This window comes from Paraburkholderia sp. PREW-6R (assembly GCF_039621805.1).
Lineage (GTDB): Bacteria > Pseudomonadota > Gammaproteobacteria > Burkholderiales > Burkholderiaceae > Paraburkholderia.
The window spans coordinates 454743-478660 of record NZ_CP155075.1; the positions used below are offsets into that span (position 1 = coordinate 454743).

A 23918-nucleotide genomic window follows, 5' to 3' on the forward strand; every position below is an offset into this window, starting at 1 on the left:
TTTAGCGTGTCGGGAGATCGAGGGAAAGGCCCAGCGCGGCCGCAAGTTCGCCGGCGCCGTGCACCAGCTCCACTTGTCGCGCGAACAGGCTCACGTGCTCTTTCTCGGCTGGCCAGCCGATCACGCGCATGCCCGCAGCCAATGCGGCCTGCGCGCCTGTGGGACTGTCTTCAATGGCGACCGCGTCGGCCGCGTCCACGTCGAGCAGATAGGCGGCGCGCAGATAGGGCTCGGGGTCCGGCTTGCCGTGGCGCACGTCGTTCGCGCTGACAGAGATCAACTCAGGCGCCTGCAGGCCGAGTGCATTCAGATTGGCTTCCAGCAACATGCGCCCGGCATTCGACACGATCGCCTGCCGCAGACCCGCGGCCCGCGCGGCGTGCCACACTTCCAGCGCGCCCGGACGCGGCACAAGCTGCGGCGCTTCGGCCACGTAGCGCGCGGCGCGATAGGCGGACCAGTCGTGAAAGCCGGTTTGAATGCCAAAGCGCTCCTGCACGATCCGGTGCACTGCCTTGCCGGTCTGGCCGAACATCAGCGGGTGCAGTTCGTCGCCAGCAGTCACGCCGTGGTGCGCCAGCGCGGCGAGAAGGGTCCGCATATGCAGCGGCTCGCTCAGGGCAAGCGTGCCGTCCATGTCCCAGAGAATCGCCTGTGGCAACCTGCTCATTCATTCACTCCTTGCGGTTCCGGCACGGCCCGCGCGGCGGACGTGTCCTGCAAGCTGTCGAGATCGTCGTAGAACTGCTGCGCGTTCACGTACAGGCGTTCGAAGATCGGCATCATGCGGTCATAGACATCGCTTGCGCGTGGGTCCGGCTGCACTTCGCGCTCGAAGCGAACGAAGGCGCGGACCGCGTCGCGGAGCGTTGCGAACTGACCGGACGCCGTGGCGGCGAGCAATGCACAGCCCATCACGCCAGATTCCACTTCGGCCGGCACGAGAATGGGCGTGCGGTACATGCTCGCCTTGATGTCGAGCCACAGCGCCGCCTTCGCGCCTCCGCTCGCCGCCACCAGCCGTTCGATCGGCACGCCCTCGGGTTGAATCATCTTCATGTGGCGGCGCACGCCGAACGCAACGCCTTCGAGTACCGCGCGGTGCAGATGCGCGAGCCCGTGCCCTGCCGCAATGCCAAAGAACTGCGCGCGCGAATTAGGGTGGTCGCCGAAACGCTCGCCGGTCAGATACGGCAGGAAGAACAGCCCTTTGCAGCCGACCGGCGCCTCGGCCGCCTTGCGGGCCACGGCGTCGTACGACAGGGTATTTTCATGGAACGCGCGACGTGCCCAACGCATCGCGTCGCCGCCCGAATCGAGCAGCGTGAAGCGGCCCCACAGGCCTTCGCATGTGGCGACGTTGGAGACTTCCGGGTGCAGCATCGGGGTCTCCGCAATCACGGTGATGATCGACGACGTACCCGTGATGTCCGAGGCGAGACCCGGCTCGAATACGCCGGAGCCCAGCACGGAGGCTGGATAGTCCGCCGCGCCGACGAGCACCGGCGTTCCTTCGCGCAGACCGGTCGCCTCGGCGGCCGCCTTCGTCACATGGCCGAGCAGTTCCTGCGGCGCGCGGATGGGCGGCATCTTGCGGATGTCGAGCCCGAGTTCGTCGAACATCGCAGCGGACCACGTGCGGCTTCGCGGGTCCATCAGGAACATCATGGACGCGTCGCTCCAGTCGCATGCCCGCTCGCCGGTCAGCCGGAAGTTCACATAGTCTTTCGGCATGAACACGGTGGCGGCGCGCTCATAAGCGGCGGGTTCGTGATCGCGAAACCATTGCAGCTTGAACGCGGGCCACGCGGCGGTAGGCGGATTCGCCGTGCGTGCGAGGTAGTCGTGGCGAATGTCGTGCGTGCCGCCGCCGGTGCGGTAGCGGTCGCGAAACGCTTCCACTTGCGGCGCCGAGCGCTTGTCGTTCCACAGCGGCGAGGCGTCGCGCGTGAGTTCGCCGTTTTCGTCGATCAGCACCGTGCCGTGCATCTGGCCGCACGCGCAGATGGCCGCGATATGCGCGGCGCTGCCGGGTTCGGCGGCCAGCACTTCGCGGATCGCGTCCACGGCGCCCGCCCACCAGGCGAGCGGACGCTGTTCAGACCAGCCATAGCGCGGCACGATCTGTTCGTGCTCGCGGGCCGCGAGGCGGCGGATCTTGCCGGCGGCATCCACGAGCGCGGCGCGCACGCTGCCGGTACCGACGTCGATCGCAAGGTAAGTCGTTGTCTCCGTCATGTTCTGATCGTTCGGGTGGTTCTGATGGTTCGAATGGTTCGGGCCGCTCGTGCCTTGCGGGCCGCGGCTCAGACAGAAGGGGTGTCGCCCCCCGCGCGTACTCGCCACGTGCATTGCGTACGCGCGCGATACAGCGCCAGCGCGCCGCGTTCCTCGACAATGCGCTGGTCGATCGCGCCCGGTTCGATCGTATTGAATTCGAACAGGCCGTGATGATGCGCGATCATCGCGCGCACGCCCGCGTCCTTGCACAGCGTCACGGCTTCGTCGAGCGTGAAGTTGCCGGGCACGCCGTGACCGCTGCGCTCGTCGTCCCGGCCGTTCACGGGCAGGAGCGCGAGATGCGGCTTCAACGCGGCCACGCTCGCGGACAGTCCATCATAGGGGACGCAGTCGCCGGAGTGGTAGAGCCGCACGCCCGCCATGTCGACCACATAGCCTAGCCACACATGGCGGCCTTGCGCATCGACGTCGAGCGTTTCATGCGCGGAGGCGATCGGCGCGACGAATACGCCGGGAAGCGGCCCCACGCGTTCGCCAGCATCGACCGGAATCAGACGTGAAGCGTCCACGCCGCAGCGTTTGACCGCCTCGTCGAGTGTCGCGGCGGGCACTACGAAACGCAGTTGGGGAAAACGCCGCGCGAGCGGTTGCAGCGTATCCGGATCCATGTGGTCCGTATGGCGGTGCGTGCACAGCACGAGGTCCACGCGGTCGAAGTCCTCCGGCGTGACGGGCGCGGCCATCATGCGCTCGTGCGGGTAGTGCGTGCCGCGATACTTGCGCGCGAGCGAATCCGACAGATACGGATCGATGAGCAGACGCAAACCCGCTGCCTGAATCACGAAACCGGCCTGACCGAGCCAGTTCAGCGCGACGCCGCCGGCGGGCGGGCGCGGCACGAACTCGCCCGCCGCCTGCACGACGTCACCGGCGAGATGCCGGGCGAGCGGCATCTCGAACGTATCCACATCGACGGAAAGTGTGGCGGTGTCCATGCTCACCAGCAGACGTAGCCGCCGTCCGCGAGGACGATCGAACCGGTCATCAGGCTGGCCGCTTCGCTGGCGAGAAACAGCACCACGGACGCCACCTCGTCGACGCGGCCAAGGCGGTTCATCGGCGTGCCGCCGACCCAGTGGCGGTACATCTCCGGGTCCTCGTACACGTATTTGTTCATTTCGGTGTCGATATAGGTGGGCGCGACCGCGTTCACGCGCACGCCGCGCGCACCCCATTCCGCCGCGAGCGAGCGTGTCAGGTGATGCACCGCCGCTTTCGACGCGTTGTAGTTCGCCTGTTCCTGCGGCCGGTTCACCACAAAGCCCGACATCGACCCCACGTTGACGATGCTGCCGCCGCCGTGGTCCAGCATGCTTTTGCCGAACGCGCGGCAGCAGCGGAACACGCCGTTCAGATTGACGTCGATCACGCGGTCCCAGACTTCGTCCGTCATGGTTTCGGCGGGATGATTCGAAATGGCGATGCCCGCGTTATTCACGAGAATGTCGACGCGCCCATGCCGCGCGATCACGGCGTCGTGCACGCGCTGCACGGCAGCCACGTCCGTCACGTCGAGCAGTTCGCGCTCAACCGTCGCGCCGGCGGCGCTCAGCTTCGCCACGGCTTCGTCGAGTGCGCCCTGATGCATGTCGGTCAGCACGACGCGCGCGCCCGCCTGCGTCAACGCCTCCGAGATCGCGAAGCCGATGCCGCGGGCCGCGCCGGTCACCACCGCAAGCTTGCCGTCGAGGCGAAATTTGTCGAGATACATCGTCGATTTTTCCAGTCAGATTGGGTGGGATGTCACGCGGCCGGCTTTGCGGGTGCGGGCTTGCCCGCTGCGGCGGCAATGCGGCAGATTTCGTCGAACGCCGGGCCGCGCGTGGGAATGTCGATATGAAACACCTCGGCGATCACGCGAGTCCAGCCATAGATGAAATACGTCCAGCCGTCTTCCACTTGCAGATGGCGCGCGTGTTCCTGCGCGCGCGCCTGGTCGAGAAACACCAGGTTGCCGCGATAGTTCAGGTCCCATGCAATCGCGCGTTCGGGAAAGCGTCCCTCGTCGGTCAAAGGCGAACCGGGCGCGTCCTTGCCGAGCCCCGTCGCGTTGATCACCAGCGCGCCGGGCGAGAGCCGCGCGAGCACGCTGTCGTTGTCCTGCGCGCGCGGCGCGACCACGTACTCGCACGGCACGCCGAGGTTCAGTTCGCGGTGAATGCGCTCGATCTCTTCGAGCCGCCCTGCTGAGCGGTTCGACACGACAATGCGCGACGGACGGTTTGCGCCACGGCTCTTTTGCATCAGATGCCACGTGAGCGCGATGGTCGAGCCGCCCGCGCCCATCGAAAAGACTTCGGCGCCAGTGCGAGCGAAGTGATCGGGCGGCAGGAAACCGTCGAGCGCAAGACCGGACGTGATCGGGTCTTTCGCGTGGCAGATGAACTTGCCGTCGCGTTTTGACAGGCAGCTCGTCTCGCCCATGATGCGGGCGTGCGGGTCGATCTCGTCGAACAGATCCTGGCACGCCGCGTACAGGTCGATCTTGTGCGTGGTCACGAGCGCGCCGAGCGAGAGCGGATCGTCGCGCAGGAATTGCACCGCTTCGCGATACGCGTGGCCGCTCGCGTGCAGCGGGAAGTCGATGCCCTTCATCTCCACGTCGCCGAGGCCGAGATGACGCGCCCACTCGGGAAACACCCGCATGATCGAACTCTGCGCGGTGGTCACGCCAATGAAGTAGAACGTGGGTCGGGTGGCTGCCGTATAGCTCATCGCACTTGCTCCGGTTCCTGATGGCGCGACACGAGCGCCTCGATTTCCTCGAGGGTGCGGGGGCGCCACTCGGGATTCTGCTCGCTGCGCCAGCCGCCGTCGCCGTTGGCCACGATGCGCTCACGCATGCCATTCGAGCGCTCGATGATTTCGTAGTCCTGCCCGGAGTCGGCGGGATAGCAGAACAGCATCACGAAGTCGCTGTCGCCCAGATTCACGGAGCGATGAATCCAGCGCGGCGGCACATAGCAAACCGTATTGGCCTGGATTTCGACGATGCGCGTGTCGCCGTCCGGCGATTCCATCAGCATGAGGCCACGCCCCTTGAGCCCGAAGTACAACTCGGGGCGGTCGATCTTCGCGTGAATGTGTCCGCGCGTCATGAAGTACTCGTTGCCCACCTTGCCCGCGCTCATGCGCGTCACGCCCGTAATCAGATCGCCCGGTTCGGCATTCGGCCGGTGGTCCGTGACCTCATACACGACCTCGCCACCGCGCGCCGCGGCGAGCGACTCGAACGCGGCCGCATCGGCGTACAGGCCGGCCAGGTCGCCAAGACGTTTCTTGTAGTGCGAATCCGTGCCGGTCATCAGTCCGGTCTCCAGATTCACCTCGAACGAACGCGGTTCGGGCCATTGCATGATGCGTCTCTCCCTGAAATTGACATCAATCAAACGTTAGTGTTGATAATGATATAGTTTGCGAAACAAACGAATATACGGGTTTTCACTAGATTAAAACGCAATTTTTGCAAATATAATGATTGCAACACTATCGTATATGTTCTTACATGCGGTGCGACACGACGTTGCACAGCACGCTGGAACGCGGAGAGAAAAGCTATGCGGGAAACGTCCGAAGTGGCGCGCGACGAAGCGAAAACAGCGAGAGTCGCGCAGGCACTGCGCGTGGCGCTGGGTGCAAGTGTGGTGAGCCTGCCGGCCGACTTCGCCGGCCGCAAGCATGCCGATTCGAGCCGCATGCCGTGCGCGGAACCCATTGCGCTCGTGCGGCCGCGCACGACGGAACAGGTTTCGACCGCGCTGCGCATCTGTCACGAGCACCATTGGCCGGTAGTGACGCAGGGCGGTCTGACGGGTTTAGCGGGCGGCGCGTGCGTGCTCGGCGGCGAAGTCGCGCTGAGCCTGGAACTGATGAATGCGGTCGAGGAAATCGACCCGGTAAGCGCGACCATCACTGTGCAAGCCGGCACGCCGCTGCAGAAAGTCCAGGAAGCCGCCGACGCGGCCGGCTTCATGTTTCCGCTGGACCTCGGCGCACGCGGCAGCGCGACGATTGGCGGCAATCTCGGCACGAACGCAGGCGGCAACCGCGTGATTCGCTACGGCATGATGCGCGAGCAGGTGCTCGACGTGGAAGCCGTGCTCGCGGACGGCAGCGTGGTTGGCGGTCTGCGCAAGATGATCAAGAACAACACGGGCTATGACCTGAGAAATCTGCTGATTGGCAGCGAAGGGACGCTCGGCGTCATGACGCGCGCGGTATTGCGGCTGCGCCCCAAGCCGCGCGCGGTGTCCACGGCGTGGTGCGGGGTGCCGGACTACGAGAGCGTTACCACGCTGCTGCGGCTCGCGCAGGAACGTCTGCCCGCAGGCGTCTCCGCATTCGAGGTGATGTGGCCGGGCTACTACGACTTCGTGCTATGGCGCCTGCCCGAACTGCGCGCGCCGCTCGCCGGCCGTCACGCGTTCTATGTATTGCTCGAAAGCAGTGGCGCCGACCCGGAAGGACAGACGGTGGTGTTCGAAACGTTTCTCGCGGACATGCTCGAAGCGGGCACGCTCGAAGACGCGGCGCTTGCCGCCAACGAAGCGCACGCGGCCGCGTTCTGGGCGATACGCGATGCGCCGGGCGAGTATGGCCGCTACCTTCCGGGCCGCGTGTCGTTCGACGTGAGCTTTTCGGTCGCGCAGGTGGGCATTGCGGCCGAGCGTTGCGAGCAACGGCTGCGCGCGCATTGGCCCGACGCGACGGTCCTGATCTACGGCCATCTCGGCGACGGCAACCTGCACATCGTCGTGCACCAGGCGGACTGGCCCGCGAGCGCGGCCGCCGAGGTCAAGCGCGTGGTGTACGGCGTGACCGGCGAACTGGACGGTTCGGTGTCGGCGGAACATGGCATTGGCACCAAGAAACTCGAGGTGCTGGCGCTGTCGCGTACACCGGCGGAACTGGCGGCCATGCGCGCCGTGAAGGCCGCGCTCGATCCACGCAACATTCTCAATCCCGGCAAAGTGCTCGCCGGCTAGTCCTTATATTGCCTTGCATCGCCTTGTTCTGCATTCAACGTAGTCCGTAGTGAAAAAATCGCGCATAACGCGCACCTTAATCGCGTGACACACCTAAAAGAGGAGGAGACATGTCGCGTCTCATGCAGAAGTTGTTTTGTGCGGCCGCGTTGGCCGCAGCCGGAATCATGACCGCGTCGCCCGCATTCGCCGCCGACAAGATGAAGGTCGGCATTTCGATGAAGGTTCTCAACGCGCCTTACTTCGCCGCAGCCATGGAATCGGCGAAGGCCCATGCGTCGGAACTCGGCGCGGATGTGATCGTTGCGGATGCGCAAGGCAAGATGGGCAAGCAGATTTCCGACGTGGAAGACCTCGTCACGCGCGGCGTCAAGGTGCTGCTGATCGATCCGGCCGACCCGGAAGCGTTGGTCGGCGCGGTGAACGCCGCAAGCGCGGCGGGCGTGAAGGTGGTGGTGTTCGACAGCACGCTCGACCCGAAGGCCAACTACCTGACGCTCGTGCAGTCGTCGAACAGCCAGAATGGCGCGCTGGTGGGCCGCTGGGTGATCGACAACCTGGGCGACAAGCCGCTGAAGATTGCTCTGCTGTCCGGCGAAAAGGGCAATCCGGTCGGCAAGGAACGCCGGGACGGCGTGCTCGACGGCATCGTGGAAGCGCAGCTTGAAAAGACCGGCAAGGCGAACATCCAGATTGTCGGACAAGGTTGGGGCAACTGGTCCGATGAAGGCGGCCTGAAAGCGATGGAAGACCTGCTGGTGGCCAACAAGGACATCAACATGGTGCTCAGCGAAAACGACAGCATGTTGCTCGGCGCGCGCCGCGCAATCCAGAGCGCGAACCGCGACGGCATCACGCTGGTGGCCGCGGCGGACGGCCAGAAAGAAGCGCTTGCGCTCATCAAGCAGGGCAAGTACGGCGTGACCGCGCTGAACGATCCGGCGCTGGTGGCGCGTACTGCCGTCGACGTCGGCATGAAGGCCGCGAAGGGCCAGGCGGGCACGGTGCCGAAGGTCACCTACACGCCGGCGGTTGCGATCTCGAAAGGTAACGTCGACAAGTACTACAACCCGAAAGCGATTTTCTGACGCGCATTCCTCGTTGTATGCGCGCGTCCGGCAAGCCGCCGGCGCGCGCCTGAGTGGAGACACTTCAATGATTCCGTTCATCGCACTTACGGGCATCGACAAGCGGTTCGGCGGTATTCACGCCATCGAGAACATCGACTTCGAGGTCCGCAGCGGCGAAGTACACGCTCTGGTCGGCGAAAACGGCGCGGGCAAATCGACGCTGATGCGCGTGATTGGCGGCGGCCATCAGCCGGACGCGGGCACGATCAGCGTGCAGGGCCGCCAGATGACGTTGCGCAACCCGCATGCGGCGCTTGCCGAGGGTATTGCCGTGATTCACCAGGAGACGGCGCTCGCGCCTGATCTTTCGGTGGCGGAGAACGTTTTCCTCGGCGCGCTACCCGCCGTGATCGACTGGCGCGGCTTGCGTGCGAAGGCGCGGACCTTGATCGAAAGTCTCGGCTTCGACATCGACCCGGCGGCGTTGGTCGGCACGCTCTCGGCCGCGCAATGCCAGGTGATCGAAATTGCCAAGGCACTCTCGGGCGAGCTGAAGCTGCTCGTGCTGGATGAACCGACCGCCGCGCTCGCGCCTTCCGACGCGGACCGGCTGCTCGAGATCGTGCGCTCGCTGCGTCAGCGCGGCGTGGGCATTGTCTATATCTCGCACCGCCTGGAAGAGGTGTTCGCGATCGCCGACCGCATTACCGTCCTCAAAGACGGACGGCGCGTGGACACCGTCACGCCGCAAGCCATTTCACGCGACGAACTGATTCGCAAGATGGTGGGCCGCCCGCTCTCCGTGCTGTTCCCCGAGCGCCACGCTACGGCGGGCGAGGTCGTGCTGAAAGTGAGCGGCCTGTCGCGCGGCGACGCGGTGCGCGACGTGTCGTTCGAATTGCGTGGCGGCGAAGTGGTCGGACTCGGCGGCCTGATCGGCTCCGGCCGCACCGAAGTCGCACGGCTGATTTTTGGCGCGGACCGTGCCGATGCCGGCGAGATCGAACTGAAGGGCAAGCTGCTGAAAGCACGCACGCCGATGGCGGCGGTGCGCGCGGGCATCGGCCTCGTGCCGGAGGATCGCAAAGGACAGGGTGCGGTGCTGTCCATGCCGATTCGCATCAATGCGACGCTCGCGTCACTCAGGTCGGTGAGCGGACCGGGCGGCTTTCTCACGTTCGGCCGCGAACGCCGCTACGTTTCGCAGTTGATGGACACGTTGCGTATCAAGGCCCGCTCGATGGACGCCGACGTCTCCACGCTGTCCGGCGGCAACCAGCAGAAGGTCGTGTTGGCGAAATGGTTTCACGCGGACGGCGACCTCATCATTCTCGACGAGCCGACGCGCGGCGTCGACGTGGGCGCGAAGGTCGAAATCTACACGCTCATCAACCAGCTTGCGGAGCGTGGCAAGGCGGTGCTCGTGATTTCCTCCGAACACCAAGAGCTGATGGGCTTGTGCGACCGCATCATGGTGATGGGCGAAGGCCGCATTCGTGGCGAACTGCAGCCGGACGAGTTCAGCGAAGAGGCGATTCTCGCGCTGTCGCTGCGCCGGGAACCCGGCGAGACACATGGCGGCCTGCATGGCGAGGACGCCGGCGCGGGTGAAAAAGCCACATTCATTCACGGTTGACGCTCGCGTGCGAGCGTCCCCTCACACAGCATCAAGAGTCTGGAGACATCCATCATGAATCCCAGTGCAACGACCCCGAACCCGAGCCGGCGCGAGGCCGGCGGCATGAGGCACTTCTGGCAGGGCGCGCGCCGCGTCAACACGGTCGCGATTCTCGCCGTGCTGATCGTGGCGGCGTCGTTCATTTCCGACGACTTCTTCTCGGTGCCCAACCTCGCGAATATCTCCCGCCAGGTGGCCGGCGTGGGCATCATGTCGGTCGGCATGTTGCTCGTGGTGCTGACCGGCGGCATCGACCTTTCCGTGGGCTCGGTCGCGGCCCTCGGCAGCGTGATGTCGGCCATGCTGATTCCCGAGCATGGCCTGATGTTCGCGCTCGTGGCCACGCTCGTGATAGGCGGGCTGTGCGGACTCGTGTCGGGCGTGCTGGTGGCGTGGTGCCGTCTCACGCCGTTCGTCGTGACCCTCGCGATGATGACTGTCGCGCGCGGCGTTGCGATGATCGTCTCGAACGGCTCGCCCATTCTCGTCGACGACGCCGGCCAGGCGCTGCTCGATTTCGGACGCCATAGCTACTTCGGCATTCCCGGCCCGACGCTCGTGATGCTGGTGGTGTTCGTGGCGGGCGGCATCGCTCTGGGCCGCATGCGTGCCGGCCGGGTGGTGCGCGCGATCGGCTCGAATGAAGAAGCGGTGCGGCTCTCGGGCGTGCCGGTTGCGCGGCACATTCTGGGCACGTATGTGTGCTCCGGCGTGCTGGCCTCGCTCGCGGGCATCATATCGACGGCGCGCGCCAGCGTGGGCGCACCGACAGTCGGTGTGGGTGACGAACTGACTGTGATCGCGGCGGTGGTGATAGGCGGCGCGAGTCTGGCTGGCGGTAAGGGAGGTGTCCTGAATACACTGATGGGCGTGCTGATTCTCGGCGTGATCGGCAACATCATGAATCTCGCGAGCGTGCCGGGCTATCACCAGCAGGTGGTGATGGGGGCGATCATCGTCGCCGCCGTGTTGATGCAGCAGGGCGCAGGCTCCTGGCGCCGCTGGATATTCCGCTAAACTGCTCTCCTGGCGCGCGCGTCGTCTGTTCGCGGCGACGCGGCGCGCCCACCTGCTCGGGGCTGTGTCCGGAGCCGGCGCGTCCAGTACGTCAAAGAAGGAATACCCTGCGTGCCCGATTACAACATCTTCGAAGTGATTGACCGCGCCCGGCCCAATCTGCGGCGTGGCAGCCGGCAGGTTGCCGACTACATTCTGGAGAACGTTCACTCCATCGCGGAAATCAGCCTTTCCGAACTGGCACGTCTTGCGCAGGTGAGCGAGCCGACGGTGCTGCGCTTTTGCGCGACCATAGGCTGCAATGGTTTCAAGGACTTCAAGATCCGCGCGGTGCAGAGCCTCGCGCTGGGCGCGCCCGCCACCCATTCGGTGCTGTCCGGCGCGGACACGCCCGAAACGGTTGCCACGAAGATCTTCGACTACACGATCACGAGCCTCGACTGGGCCCGCAAGAAACTCGACTTCGAGGCCGTGGGGCGCGCGGTCGATCTGCTTGCGGCGGCGTCGCGCATCGAGTTCTTCGGCTTCGGCGCGTCGGGCATTGTGGCGCTGGATGCTCAGCAGAAGTTTCCGCTCTTCGGCGTGCCGTGCATCGCGCATCAGGATTCGCACCAGCAGTTCATCGCGGCGTCCATGCTCAAGCCGGGCGACGCTGTGGTGGCGATCTCGAACACCGGCGCGACGCGCTCGCTGATCGAGGTCGCGCGCACGGCGAAGGATCGCGGCGCGCATGTCGTGCTGATCACTGGCTCGCAGGGGCCGCTCACGCGTTACTGCGACGTCGCCGTGGTGGCGGAAACGCTCGAAAACACGGACGTGTACACGCCCACCACGTCGCGGCTCGCGGCGCTGGTGGTGGTGGATATTCTCTCCACCAGCGTCGCGCTGAAAAAGGGCGAAGCCCATGCGCGCGACGTGCAGGACATGAAGCGCCATCTCGCGGATATGCGCACGTCTGGCGTGATCTGACGCGCTCGCCCGGCTTGCGCCTTGCCCGCCTTTGCAAACATTGGAAATAATATGAAGATCATAGTCGCGGTCAAACGCGTAGTGGACTACAACGTGAAAGTCCGGGTCAAGTCGGACGGTACGGGCGTCGACATCGCGAACGTAAAGATGTCCATGAATCCGTTCGATGAAATCGCGGTGGAAGAAGCCGTGCGTCTGAAAGAAGCGGGCGTGGCGACCGAAGTGATCGCTGTCTCGGCGGGTGTCGCCCAATCGCAGGAAACGCTGCGCACGGCGCTGGCGATCGGCGCGGACCGTGCCATCCTGATCGAGTCGGCCGAAGAACTGCAGCCGCTTGCTGTCGCCAAACTGCTGAAGGCGCTGGTCGACAAGGAACAGCCGCAGCTGGTCATCCTCGGCAAGCAGGCGATCGACGACGATTCGAACCAGACCGGTCAGATGCTGGCTGCGCTGGCCGGGCTGCCGCAAGCCACGTTCGCATCGAAGGTCACGGTGGCAGACGGCAAGGCCACGGTGTCGCGCGAAGTGGACGGCGGCGCGGAAACGCTGTCGCTCACGTTGCCTGCCGTGGTCACGACTGACCTGCGTCTGAACGAGCCGCGCTACGTCACGTTGCCCAACATCATGAAGGCGAAGAAAAAGCCGCTGGAAACGGTCAAGCCTGAGGACCTCGGCGTCGACGTGAAGCCGCGCCTGAAGACGCTGAAGGTTGTCGAGCCGCCAAAGCGCTCTGCCGGTGTGAAGGTGCCGGACGTGAAGACGCTGGTCGAGAAGCTGAAGACCGAAGCCAAGGTGCTTTGAGCCAAACGGCAACCATGTTGCATGTGACTGGAGTGAGCGCGAAGCGCCGGTCCGGTCGACACGGAGACAGACGAAATGACGAATCTGGTAATAGCAGAACACGACAACGCGTCGATCAAGGCCGCGACGCTGAACACGATCGCAGCGGCCCAGAAGATTGGCGGCGACGTCCACGTGCTGGTGGCGGGTCACAATGCCCAGGCCGCAGCGGATGCGGCAGCGAAAATCGCCGGCGTCAGCAAGGTGCTGCTCGCCGACGCGCCGCAACTCGAAGCGGGTCTCGCGGAAAACGTCGAGGCAACGGTGCTGAACATTGCGAAGGACTATTCGCACATCCTCGCGCCAGCCACCGCTTACGGCAAGAACGTCATGCCGCGCATTGCGGCGAAGCTGGACGTCGCGCAGATCAGCGACATCACCGCGGTGGATTCGGCCGACACGTTCGAGCGTCCGATCTACGCGGGCAATGCAATCGCCACGGTGCAGTCGGCTGATCCGATCAAGGTCATCACGGTCCGCACGACCGGCTTCGATGCAGTCGCGGCCGAAGGCGGCAGCGCAACGGTCGAGAAGATCGAAGCGGCAGCGGACAGTGGTATCTCGTCGTTCGTGAGCCGTGAAGTGACGAAGCTGGACCGTCCGGAACTGACGTCGGCGAAAATCATCGTGTCGGGCGGCCGTGGTCTGGGCAATGGCGAGAACTACACGCAGGTGCTGGAACCGCTAGCCGACAAGCTGAACGCAGCGCTCGGCGCGTCGCGCGCGGCAGTGGATGCGGGCTTCGTGCCGAACGACTATCAGGTCGGGCAAACCGGCAAGATCGTCGCGCCGCAGCTGTACGTGGCGGTCGGCATCTCGGGTGCGATCCAGCATCTGGCCGGGATGAAGGACAGCAAGGTGATCGTCGCGATTAACAAGGACGAAGAAGCGCCGATTTTCAGCGTTGCTGACTACGGTCTGGTCGGCGATCTGTTCACGGTCGTGCCGGATTTGACGACCCAGGTCGGGTGAGGGAGCGGCGCAAGTTGTCGCCCCCGTCGCACAGTACCTCCATCACGTATTGCCGGAGGTTATCAACGTGAAAACGAGCACACGCTAAGCGCGCTTGATCGGTAAGACATCGAGGTAGGGCGCTACAACCACTCCTGTCCTTCGCCGCCTGCCGACGAATCTGCGCGTCGTTCGCGCTAGCGATTCCCTGTATCCCTCTCGTCACCGTCTCGCCGTTGCGCTCGAAGTGCACGTCCTCTGGATAGCTCGTATGCGGATACGTGAGGAATCGGTGACGATCGAGCTCGACGGATAGTCGAGCGTTCCATGCCGTGCGAGATAAGCAGGCGATTCGCCGACCGTGTGACGCGCCCCCGCAGACCCAGACACGCTTTAGAAAAACTAAATCAACGTGCAGCGTCGCCTTACTGTTCGCCGGAATTTTGAGTTTCTATTCTTGGCTCGTCCCCGGCGCGTGAAGCGCCAATCTCCATACCGCCAACCAGAACGGATTGTCGACGATGCTAAAGAAAATGGTGCTTGGCTTACCGCTGATATTTGCCGCGCTGTCCTTGAGCGTCGCCGCGAAAGACATGACGGATCTCAAATTCGGGGTTGATCCGACTTATCCGCCGTTCGAATCGAAAGCCGCGGACGGTAAGCTCGTCGGCTTCGAAATCGATCTCGGCAATGAGATCTGCCGGCGGCTGCAGGTGAAGTGCGTATGGGTGGAGACACCTTTCGACAGCATCATCCCCGCGCTGCAGGGACGCAAGTTCGACGCAATTCTGTCCGCGCTGTCCATAACCCCGCAGCGCGAAACCCAGGTCTCGTTTTCGACCGCCCTGTTCGACACGCCCAGCAGCCTGCTCGGCAAAGCCGGCTCGCCGATTGTCCCCACCATCGCGTCGCTGAAAGGAAGGAATGTGGGTGTCGCGCAGGGCTCCACGCAGGAAGCCTATGCAAAGGCCTACTGGGCGCCGGCGGGTATCAACGTCGTTTCGTACGCGGACCAGCAGCAGGTCGTCAACGATCTACTCGCGGGCCGTATCGACGTGACGCTCACCGACATGATCGCCGGAAGCGAAGGCTTTCTGAAAACTCCAAAGGGCGCGGGCTATGCATTCCTCGGCCAGCCGATCAACGATCCGAAATACCTCGGCAAAGGTGCGGCGATCGGCTTGCGCAAGGACGACGCGGCGCTTCGCGACAGGATCAACGCGGCAATCGACGCGATGATCAGGGACGGTACGTACACGCGCATCGAGCAGCGCTACTTCACATTCGATGTGCTCAAGGGCTGATGAAGCCGCTCGCGCGAATCAGCCGAGCGTCTTTAGCATGCGGTCGTTTTCCTGCTGCTGCTTCTTGCCGCACGTGACGAGCCAACGATGAAACGCTCGACAATCCGCGCGATCGAACGCCGTCGGGCGCCATGTCAGGAAGTACGGCCAGGGCAGCAAAATGCCGGACGCGAACGGCATCACGAGGCGGCCTGCGGCGACATCGTCGCGGATCATCGAACTTTGCGCGAGCGCAAAACCGTGTCCGTCGATCGCCGCCTGAATGGCGACGCTCGACAGCGAAAAGACACAACGACTCGCGTCGATGCGGTCGCGGTCGCCGAACACGACGCCGTTTGCTTCGAACCATTCGCGCCACGAGGGCGGCGATGCGAATTTGGGACGCCAGTCAACCGAGATCAGCGGATAACGCAAAATCTCGGCGGCCGTGGAGAGCGGCGCGTCGCCGGCGATCAGACGCGGACTGCACACCGGCACGACGCTATCGCGAAACAGTTCGACGCTGTTTTCGACGTTGGCGATGCGTTCGCCATAGCTGATACGGAAATCAATTTCGAGTCCTTCAGGCGAAGGCTCCGTGTGAGTGCCGTCGAGATAGACGCTCAGTTGTGGACGGCGGTTCTGCCACTCGAGCACGCGCGGCGCGAGCCATTTGGACAGCAGCGAAGGCAGCGCGCTCAGGCTGAGGTTGCGCGCGTTCTTCGCTCGCTGAATATCGGCATGCGCGACACGCAGACTCTCGAACGCTGTCGCGCAACGCTCGTGATATTGACGGCCGATCGCTGTCTGACGCAACCGCTTGCCGTCCTTCTCCGTCAGATGCATGCCGAGCGTGTCTTCGAGCAGCTTCAGTTGCTGGCTGACCGCGCCGGGAGAAATGCCGAGCCGCCGCGCGGTCTCGGCAACGCCGTTACAGCGCCCGAGCGCTTCGAATACCTGCAGCGCACGCAGCGGCGGTGAGAGCTTGTCAGTCATCTTGATGCGGTCCCTGTGGTCGATGTGCGCGGAAGACCAGATGACAGTTTAGCGTTTCTAAAACAACCGGAAGCGTTCAGCTTCTGGTTAATACCGCAGTTCAACTTATGCTTTCAACGCGTGCGCAATGTCGCTTTTCTCTCAAATGACGGAGGCCATTCGATGTTTCTGATGAATGCGTGGTATGTAGCCGCATGGGCCGCGGACGTGAAGCACGCGCTGATGCCGCTCACAATACTCGGCGAACGCGTCGCGCTCTATCGCGGCGAGGATGGCGAGGCAGTCGCGCTTGAAGACGCCTGTCCACATCGCAAGTTGCCGCTTTCGATGGGTCGGCTTTGCGGCGATCACGTCGAATGCGGCTATCACGGTCTCACTTTCGACGCATCCGGCGCCTGCGTCCGCGCACCCGCGACCGGCCGGATTCCGCGGGGCGCGAAGGTACGCAGCTATCCGCTCGCGGAACGCTACGGGTTGCTATGGATCTGGATGGGCGATCCGCAGCGCGCCGATCCGCGGGCGATCGTTGAAATCGACGAATGGGGCGATCCGTCGTGGGGCATCAATCGCGGCGACGCCATGACGGTCGATTGCCACTATCTGTACGTAACGGACAACCTGCTCGACCCGTCGCACGTGGCGTGGGTGCACCAGTCGTCGTTCGGCAATGCAGCGTGCGAGGCGGAGCCGCTCGACACCGTGGTCGCGGACAACGGCGTCACGGTGTCGCGCTGGATGCGCAATGTCGAAGTCGCGCCGTTTTATGCGCAATTTGTGCGCTTCGACGGCAACTGCGACCGCAAGCAGCATTATGAAGTGCGCTTTCCGTCACACGCGATCATCAAGGCGATCTTCGCGCCGGCAGGCACCGGCACCGACCTGGGCGCGGCGCACCCGGACGTGTTCCTGATGAACTCGTACAACTTCATGACGCCGGTCGACGACTCGCGCACGCGCTACTACTGGTTCCAGACGCGCAATTTCTCGCCGAACGACGACGACATCTCGCGCCGTTTCGACGAAGACGTGCGTCATGCGTTCGAGGAAGATCGGGCGGTGCTGGCCGCAGTGCACCGAGGCATGCGCGACAAACGCACGCCGAATATCGATCTCGCCATCGATCTGGGACCGTTGCGTTTCCGGCGGGCGCTCGCGAAAATGATCGAAGAGGAGAATGGGTTGGCGGCAACTCCGTGCTGATTCTGCCGCCTCGTAAAACGAAGCTGATCGGCGAAGACGCCAAATACGTGCGACGCGTGCTCGTCATCGTGCCATATGCTGTTCGCGCCGTTCCTACTGGCAAGAGGTATTCATGAAGTATGGCTTTCCCACCACGCCTGATTTCGACACGCAGCGGTCGCGGTTTCTTGCGGCGGCGCATGCCGCCGGCGCGAGCGTCACGACTTACGATCACCCGCTGAAGGGGCCGAAGGGCGAAGCGCTCGCAACGGATATCGCATGGCTCGGCAGCGCCGGTGCGCGGCGTGTCCTCGTCGCGCTTTCGGGCACGCATGGCGTGGAGGGCTACTACGGCTCCACGTGCCAGACCGAATGGCTGCACGAACTAGCCGAGACCCCGTTACCCGATGACGTCGCGATCCTTTTCATCCATCTGATCAATCCACATGGCACCGCATGGGTGCGCCGCGTGAACGAGGACAATGTCGATCTGAATCGGAACTACGTCGATTTCGCGCGTGCCCTGCCGCAGAACCCGCACTATGAGCCGCTTCACGCCATCTACACGGCGCGCGATATTGACGGCCACGAGCGGCGTCGTGCCGATGCGCTGCTCGCCGAAGCTATCGCCGGATCCAGTTGGTCGGCGGTCAACGCGATCGTCGGGGCGGGACAATACGCACATCAGGATGGGCTCTATTTCGGCGGCCAGCAGGCGACATGGTCGAACCACACGTTGCGCGAGATCGTCGAGCGCTTCGTCGCGCCGGCACAAGCGGCGATCGTGTTCGACCTGCACACCGGCGCGGGGCCATTTGGCCATCCAATGCTGATGACGATCGCACAGACGCCGTACCCCGCACTGGACGACGCGAAAAACCTGTTCGGTGCATGGCTCTATACGCTGGTGACGCGTCCCGATGCACCCGTCAGCGATACGGGCGTGGTCGCGCGCGCAACAGGCTACACGTCGCAGATGCTGATTGATTCGGTGCCGCATCGGTCGTTGATGCCGCTCGTGATCGAGTGCGGCACGTATCCGGAAGCGCAGATGCACACGGCTTTGCGCGACGATCATTGGCTATTCTTGTACGGCGATCCGCGCGACGCGCGCGGGCGTGAGATCACCCACCGTCTGTTCGAATCGTTCATGCCCGCTGATGCGGACTGGCGCGCTTTGGCGTGGTTTCGCACACGTCAGATCTGGACGCGTGCGCTAGCGGCACTTCCGGTGCTGCCCGCCTTGCGAGCTAGCGGACCATGAGCAGTTTCGGTTAAATCCAAAGGAGTTGCCGTGAGCCGTCGGGCTCACGGGGTCAAAGCCTTACTACGAGGAGGAATTCGAAATGTCCTCCTGTGATTCATGGCTGCTTTTATCGAACAGCAGCTCTTTAATCAGCGATGGTCAGTAGGCGTCAGTGCGTGACTGATCACTGATAGTCGATTCGGTGAGGTCGCCGACGGCAGCTTATTGGCACTCCAGTTTGCAACAAGTGAAGTTGGCTCACTGAGCGGTCTTGAGAAAGTATCTGGTCGCACCCTGCGCATGTGTCTCGACGGCCGCCGGGAAGGGCGGCAACTTCTTCATCGCGTCGCATGGCACCGTCTACCGGGAAAACTTCACTGCGCTCGACCTGGCCAAGCCGTAGAGCGCTGTTGCAAGAGGCGACCGGGTCGAATGCCTCAACCAGACGAGCCCTACCTCTCTTGATGGGCACGGCGCTGGAAGCTTCCACCGCTTGGTCCGAGGGTCGGGTGGTCCAAGTAGTGGCCAATCCGGAAGTATGGAAACACCAAACCCTTCTGCGACGAGCTGCGCGATGTGCTCGATGCCGTCCAGTTCGAACCGCACCTTCGGGCGAACGTTGTTGCGTCGCAGGTAGTCGTCTGCCATCTTTCCCGCCACGACGTTTCTGTCATACAGGATGAAGGGTTCCCGCGCCGCCGTGATAAAGACGTCCTGAACCTTCATTTCGCTGGGCGTGAGCATGATGAGTGGCTCTGCTCGCAAGGGCTCCCACGCACACGTTTTATGCAGGGCGAAGGGGGGATGGACCAAAATGGCCGCATCGAGCTGACCAGACATCACCCGCTGCAAGAGCGTCGCAGACGTCCCTGGTTCGATGTAAATCTGCGTCGCCGGATAGGCGCTCATCCATCGTCTGAGGATGGGTGGCAGCAACCCCATCAGGGCCGTCGGGGTGGCGCCTAAACGCAGCGGCCCTGCCGGGAGCCCGGTGTCCGATGCCGCGGATCGAAGATCCTGCACGCTTCGGAGCAAGTCGCGCGCTTGCTCGACGATGCGTGCGCCAACGACCGTCGGCTTCACCGTTCGCCCCACTCGCATGAGCAATTCAGAGCCGATATCGGCCTCAAGCGCTTTCATCTGCTGAGCGATTGTGGTCGGTGCCAGGCCGAGCCTGCGAGCAGCGTCAGCAACAGAGCCACTCTCAACCACGGCTACAAAGCTTTGAAGGAAACGCGTGTCCATCCGACGTATTTTACGTCATCTGAACGCGGTAACTACACCTTTGTTGAATTGCGTTGGGCGCGTACAGTCTTTCTACGGAAAAAGCCCAAGCCAAAGGAGGAAGAGTGGCCACTATCCATTCCATCGAAGTCTGCGTCGCTCGCGTCCCGCTCGACAAGGTCACCTACCTCTCAAACCGTACCGTCGTGGACCGTCACTACGGCCTCGTCAAGGTTCGCAGCAGCGATGGCGCAGAAGGCATTGGCTTTTGCTACGTGGGTAATGCCGCCGGTGAGATTTTCCGCGTTGCCGTTGAGCAGCTGCTGGCACCGGTCCTCATCGGCCGCGATTCGCTGGCGGTTGAAGGCCTTTGGAAAGAGATGTATCAGGAGTCGCTCCTGCAAGGTCGCATGGGCACCGTGATGCGCGCGCTGAGCGCTTTGGACATTGCGCTGTGGGACCTGAATGCACGCACCGCAGGGCTGCCCTTGCACAAGTACCTGGGTGCAGTCGAGCTGGACCATGTGGATGCGTACGCCAGTGGCGGCTATTACGTTGACGGCAAGACTGCCCAGGAGGTCGGCGAAGAAATGGCGAGCTACGTGGCTCTGGGATTCAAGGCCGTGAAGATGAAGACCGGTCGCTGGAGCCCCGCTGGCGAAGAGTCTCGCGTGAAGGCTGCTCGCGAAGCGATCGGCCCTGATGTCGAACTCATGCTGGACTGCAACAACGGCTGGATCGATACCGTTCAGGCCATGCAATACCTACGCCGCATCGAGCAGTACGACCCGTACTTTATCGAAGAGCCCTTCAGCCCGGACGACATCGAAAGCCACGCCCGTCTGGCGAAGCTGACCCGCATTCCGGTGGCCACCGCCGAAATCGGCTACGGCCGCTGGTACCACAAGCAGCTGCTGGACATGGGCGGTGCCTCCATCCTGCAAACCGACGCAGCTGTCTGCGGAGGCATCACCGAATGGCGTCGAATCGCAGCAATGGCCTCGGGTTACGGTATCCAGATGTGCCCGCACTGGTTCCACGACGTGCACGCTCCTCTGGTAGCCGCCACCCAGAACGCTCGATACGTCGAGTTCTTCTGGGACGACCAGGTGTTGAACTTCCGCCGTCTGGTGGACCGGCAGTTGACTCACAGGGAAGGCCGCGTCCTGCTTCATCAAACCCCTGGTCTGGGCTTCAACTTCGATGAAGCGGAAGTCGCCCGATACGGCCGCTGGACCAGGGTCTCCTGAGCTGGCTGGGCTCCCATCAGCACGGAGTCCGGTGTCAGCCTGAACTGAGCCCTGTCACTGCTTTTCCTTCCATCTGACCTGTACCTGGAAACTTTCGTCATGAGCAAACCCAACATCATTAAAGACTTCGACCGCGTTTCTTCCGAACTGGTGAAGAAGGCTTCGCAATTCCAGCCAGCGATTCTTTCCGACGTGAACGGTCGGCGAGGTGCCCTGCATGGCCGCATCAAGGCGCTGTATCCTCGCATGAAGCTGGCGGGCCCCGCTTTTACCGTGGAAGTCCGACCCGGCGACAACCTAATGATTCACGCCGCCCTGGCCGTAGCCAAGCCCGGCGACGTGCTGGTCATCGACGGAAAGGCCGACCAGACCTGCGCCCTGATGGGAACCATCATGATGCATGCCGCCCGCGAACGCGGCCTCGCGGGCGTCGTGCTGGACGCTGCCGTGCGCGACTCGCTCGACCTCGACGAGCTGGATTTCCCCGTGTTCTCCGTCGGCACGAACCCCAATGGCCCTACCAAGGAAGTCGGCGGCCGTATCGGACACCCCATCGCCTGCGGTGGTGTCACCGTGCATCCGGGCGACTTCATCATTGCTGACGCTGATGGCGTGATGTGCGTTGAGCGCGAGAAGCTGGAATCACTGCTGGAAAAGGCAGCCGAGAAGGTTGCGTGGGAAGCGAGGCGCATCGCGGACATCAAGGAAGGCAAACTGAACCCTCCCTATCTGACCCAGGCCCTCATCACCGCAGGGGTCATCAAGGAAGGTGAAACGCTGTGAGTGCCAAGCCTGTGATTCTGGTCACGGGCGCGGATCTCGCGCCCCAGGCCGTCGCCCTGCTGGCGGACTACGAGATGGTCTACGCCGGCGCGACGCCAAGCCCGGATGAGCTGCTGCGCCTGACCAGCCAGCACAACCCGACAGCCATCATCGTCCGCTTCGGCGGCGTGACTCCCGTCATCATGGATGCGGCTCCCGCGCTGAAAGTCATCTCCAAGCATGGCAGCGGCACCGACACTATCGACAAGCAGGCTGCAGCCGAGCGTAACATCAAGGTGGTCGCGGCCGTCGGCTCGAACGCTGCGGCGGTGGCGGAGCAGGCCCTGGCGCTGACACTGGCCTGCGCCAAATCGGTGGTCAAGCTCCACGCGCGCATGCAGGCCGGTCACTGGGACAAGGCCACACACAAGAACGTCGAACTGAACGGCAAAACTATCGGTCTGATTGGCCTGGGCGCCATCGGACAAAAGTTTGCGCGCATGGTGGATGCACTGGACATGCGTGTGCTGGGCTTCGACCCCTATGCGAAGGACTTGCCCCGCTATATCCAGCCATCTGACCTGGACACCATCTGGCGTGAATCGGACGTCCTGTCGTTCCACTGCCCGCTGACGGCAGACAACCGCAACATGCTTAATGCGCGGACGCTGGCACAATGCAGGAAAGGCGTCATCGTGGTGAACACCGCACGCGGCGGCCTTATCGACGAGCCTGCGCTCCTGGCTGCAGTGCAGTCGGGCCAGGTGGCGATGGCCGGCCTCGACAGCTTCGCCGTCGAGCCGCTCCCCGTGCCCCATGTGTTCCGACATCAGGAGCGCATCATCCTCAGCCCTCACATGGGCGGCACCACGAGCGATGCCGTCGTGAGCATGGGCGTTGCAGCCGCGAGGAATATCCTGGCTGCAATGAACGACTCAGAACGCGCGACATGCTCATCAGGCAAATCCGTTGCGGGCCGGCGCTCGAACGCCGATGTCGTCGATGACAATGTCGGTTAGTGAACCTTCATACGCTACGGAACTTCCGCGCTCATATCACAGAGAAAACTATGCCTCGCCCAAACGTTTTACAGATTGGGGAATTTCCCTCTGCGCAGCAGGACATCATCGACGCAGAGGTGCGCCGCTATACGCCAGAAGACCTGCAGCGGGATTCCGCGGTATCCGAGCGCATCGAAGCCATCCTGACGCGCAGCAGTTATCAATTGCCAGCGTCATTACTGGCCAGTTTGCCAAATCTGAAAATCATCGCGACCTCAGGAGTGGGATTTGATGGCATCCCCGTCGACGCTGCGCGTAGCAGAGGGGTCATCGTAACGAATACGCCAGGTGTCCTTGACGCGGCGGTCTGTGAACTTGCTGTCGGATTGCTGCTTTCCCTTTTACGGCGTATTCCATCAGCAGACCGATTTGTCAGGGACGAGGCATGGGCTCATCAACTGTTCCCGTTGACTTCGAGCCTGGCTGGCAAAAGGATCGGCATCGTGGGCCTCGGTCGGATCGGCCAGGGTATCGCACGTCGTCTGACTGGTTTTGACGTGGAGATCGCCTATTGCGGCTCGAAGGTCGAGGGCCTGCCGTACGCAATGATCAGTGACGTGCGGGAGCTTGCGTCTTTCTCCGACATCCTGATCGTGTGCTGTCCTGGCGGTGAGAAGACTCGCCATCTCATCGACGGCACAGTCCTGTCCGCACTCGGCTCAAGCGGCTTTCTGGTCAATGTTTCGCGCGGCACGGTAGTCGATGAAGCGGCCCTCGTCGATGCACTGGAGAACGGCTTGATTCGTGGTGCCGCGTTGGATGTTTTCGAAAGAGAACCACTGATTGGATCCAGACTGGCTACGTTAAGCAACGTGATCCTTACCCCGCACGCCGGCTCTGCTACCGAGGAAACGAGGCATACCATGCTCCGTCTTGCGCTGGACAACATTCACCGCGTACTCGATGGCAGTTGCGCGCTGACTCCGGTTAAATAGATCGATCACTTTGAGCAGGCTAACCCGGAGCCTGTCGCAATGAACGGAATAACGAAGTGCAACGCCTGCCACACCGGGAAGTTCCATGGCATCACAGCGAGAACCCAGCCGATGGGTTTGTATGCAACCATGCGTCAACGATTGCTGAACCGGACGGCGCCACCAGGCGTG

22 protein-coding genes are annotated in these 23918 nt (G+C 63.2%); 14 read left to right on the plus strand and 8 right to left on the minus strand.

The genetic code is table 11. The annotated features are described in order from the left end of the window. Position 1: 1 nt before the first annotated feature. The 6 genes from AAGS40_RS26620 to AAGS40_RS26645 all read right to left on the minus strand — a co-directional run bounded on the left by AAGS40_RS26620 (position 2) and on the right by AAGS40_RS26645 (position 5657). Positions 2-670, minus strand: a complete 669-nt coding sequence (locus AAGS40_RS26620; protein WP_345817506.1) for an HAD family phosphatase — start codon at positions 668-670, stop codon at positions 2-4. Continuing rightward, a complete protein-coding gene (locus tag AAGS40_RS26625; protein WP_345817507.1) occupies positions 667-2238 on the minus strand; it encodes an FGGY family carbohydrate kinase in 1572 nt (523 codons plus the stop codon). The genes AAGS40_RS26620 and AAGS40_RS26625 overlap by 4 nt, the downstream gene beginning before the upstream one ends. 68 nt (positions 2239-2306) lie before the next feature. Continuing rightward, a complete protein-coding gene (locus AAGS40_RS26630; RefSeq protein WP_345817508.1) occupies positions 2307-3236 on the minus strand; it encodes an MBL fold metallo-hydrolase in 930 nt (309 codons plus the stop codon). Positions 3237-3238: 2 nt separating this feature from the next. Further along, the gene (locus AAGS40_RS26635) at positions 3239-4012 is read right to left on the minus strand and encodes an SDR family oxidoreductase (protein ID WP_345817509.1); all 774 of its coding nucleotides are present in this window, start codon (positions 4010-4012) and stop codon (positions 3239-3241) included. A gap of 32 nt (positions 4013-4044) precedes the next feature. Then, the gene (locus AAGS40_RS26640; protein WP_345817510.1) at positions 4045-5016 is read right to left on the minus strand and encodes a shikimate dehydrogenase; all 972 of its coding nucleotides are present in this window, start codon (positions 5014-5016) and stop codon (positions 4045-4047) included. Then, a complete protein-coding gene (locus AAGS40_RS26645; protein WP_345817511.1) occupies positions 5013-5657 on the minus strand; it encodes a glucose-6-phosphate isomerase in 645 nt (214 codons plus the stop codon). Before AAGS40_RS26645 ends, AAGS40_RS26640 begins: the two co-directional genes overlap by 4 nt. A gap of 201 nt (positions 5658-5858) precedes the next feature. Between AAGS40_RS26645 and AAGS40_RS26650 the strand changes: the two genes are divergently transcribed. The 8 genes from AAGS40_RS26650 (at position 5859) to AAGS40_RS26685 (ending at position 15115) form a co-directional block, all read left to right on the plus strand. Then, positions 5859-7286 (plus strand): FAD-binding oxidoreductase, encoded by a 1428-nt coding sequence (locus AAGS40_RS26650; protein WP_345817512.1) that lies wholly within the window; start codon positions 5859-5861, stop codon positions 7284-7286. A gap of 110 nt (positions 7287-7396) precedes the next feature. Next, complete coding sequence (locus tag AAGS40_RS26655; RefSeq protein WP_345817513.1) at positions 7397-8374, plus strand: substrate-binding domain-containing protein; 978 nt, start codon at positions 7397-7399, stop codon at positions 8372-8374. Positions 8375-8441: 67 nt separating this feature from the next. Then, positions 8442-9992: a sugar ABC transporter ATP-binding protein gene (locus AAGS40_RS26660; protein ID WP_345817514.1), complete on the plus strand. Its 1551-nt coding sequence runs from the start codon at positions 8442-8444 to the stop codon at positions 9990-9992. Positions 9993-10046: 54 nt separating this feature from the next. After that, the gene (locus AAGS40_RS26665; RefSeq protein WP_345817515.1) at positions 10047-11051 is read left to right on the plus strand and encodes an ABC transporter permease; all 1005 of its coding nucleotides are present in this window, start codon (positions 10047-10049) and stop codon (positions 11049-11051) included. Positions 11052-11162: 111 nt separating this feature from the next. Then, positions 11163-12020, plus strand: coding sequence for a MurR/RpiR family transcriptional regulator (locus AAGS40_RS26670; RefSeq protein WP_345817516.1), 858 nt, complete (start codon positions 11163-11165; stop codon positions 12018-12020). 51 nt (positions 12021-12071) lie between these two features. After that, positions 12072-12821, plus strand: coding sequence for an electron transfer flavoprotein subunit beta/FixA family protein (locus AAGS40_RS26675; protein WP_345817517.1), 750 nt, complete (start codon positions 12072-12074; stop codon positions 12819-12821). A 75-nt stretch (positions 12822-12896) separates the two neighbouring features. Continuing rightward, complete coding sequence (locus AAGS40_RS26680; RefSeq protein ID WP_345817518.1) at positions 12897-13832, plus strand: FAD-binding protein; 936 nt, start codon at positions 12897-12899, stop codon at positions 13830-13832. Positions 13833-14332: 500 nt separating this feature from the next. Continuing rightward, on the plus strand, positions 14333-15115 hold the full coding sequence (locus AAGS40_RS26685) for an ABC transporter substrate-binding protein (protein WP_345817519.1): 783 nt from the start codon (positions 14333-14335) through the stop codon (positions 15113-15115). 18 nt (positions 15116-15133) lie between these two features. Here AAGS40_RS26685 and AAGS40_RS26690 read toward each other — a convergent pair whose 3' ends face one another. Next, positions 15134-16090: a LysR substrate-binding domain-containing protein gene (locus AAGS40_RS26690; RefSeq protein ID WP_345817520.1), complete on the minus strand. Its 957-nt coding sequence runs from the start codon at positions 16088-16090 to the stop codon at positions 15134-15136. Between the two features lie 162 nt (positions 16091-16252). Between AAGS40_RS26690 and AAGS40_RS26695 the strand changes: the two genes are divergently transcribed. Both AAGS40_RS26695 and AAGS40_RS26700 read left to right on the plus strand, forming a co-directional pair. Beyond that, the gene (locus AAGS40_RS26695) at positions 16253-17290 is read left to right on the plus strand and encodes an aromatic ring-hydroxylating dioxygenase subunit alpha (protein ID WP_345817521.1); all 1038 of its coding nucleotides are present in this window, start codon (positions 16253-16255) and stop codon (positions 17288-17290) included. Between the two features lie 112 nt (positions 17291-17402). After that, positions 17403-18533: a DUF2817 domain-containing protein gene (locus AAGS40_RS26700; RefSeq protein ID WP_345817522.1), complete on the plus strand. Its 1131-nt coding sequence runs from the start codon at positions 17403-17405 to the stop codon at positions 18531-18533. A gap of 342 nt (positions 18534-18875) precedes the next feature. Here the strand turns inward: AAGS40_RS26700 and AAGS40_RS26705 are convergent, their stop codons facing one another. Next, positions 18876-19760: a LysR family transcriptional regulator gene (locus AAGS40_RS26705; protein WP_345817523.1), complete on the minus strand. Its 885-nt coding sequence runs from the start codon at positions 19758-19760 to the stop codon at positions 18876-18878. A gap of 104 nt (positions 19761-19864) precedes the next feature. Between AAGS40_RS26705 and AAGS40_RS26710 the strand changes: the two genes are divergently transcribed. From AAGS40_RS26710 to AAGS40_RS26725, 4 genes are all read left to right on the plus strand, one after another. Continuing rightward, positions 19865-20989: a mandelate racemase/muconate lactonizing enzyme family protein gene (locus AAGS40_RS26710; RefSeq protein ID WP_345817524.1), complete on the plus strand. Its 1125-nt coding sequence runs from the start codon at positions 19865-19867 to the stop codon at positions 20987-20989. A gap of 99 nt (positions 20990-21088) precedes the next feature. Further along, positions 21089-21772 (plus strand): RraA family protein, encoded by a 684-nt coding sequence (locus tag AAGS40_RS26715; protein WP_345817525.1) that lies wholly within the window; start codon positions 21089-21091, stop codon positions 21770-21772. Continuing rightward, positions 21769-22770: a hydroxyacid dehydrogenase gene (locus AAGS40_RS26720; RefSeq protein ID WP_345817526.1), complete on the plus strand. Its 1002-nt coding sequence runs from the start codon at positions 21769-21771 to the stop codon at positions 22768-22770. Before AAGS40_RS26715 ends, AAGS40_RS26720 begins: the two co-directional genes overlap by 4 nt. Before the next feature lie 50 nt (positions 22771-22820). Then, entirely contained in the window at positions 22821-23747 is a 927-nt protein-coding gene (locus AAGS40_RS26725) for a 2-hydroxyacid dehydrogenase (protein WP_345817527.1), read from the plus strand. The last annotated feature ends 171 nt before the right edge of the window (positions 23748-23918 follow it).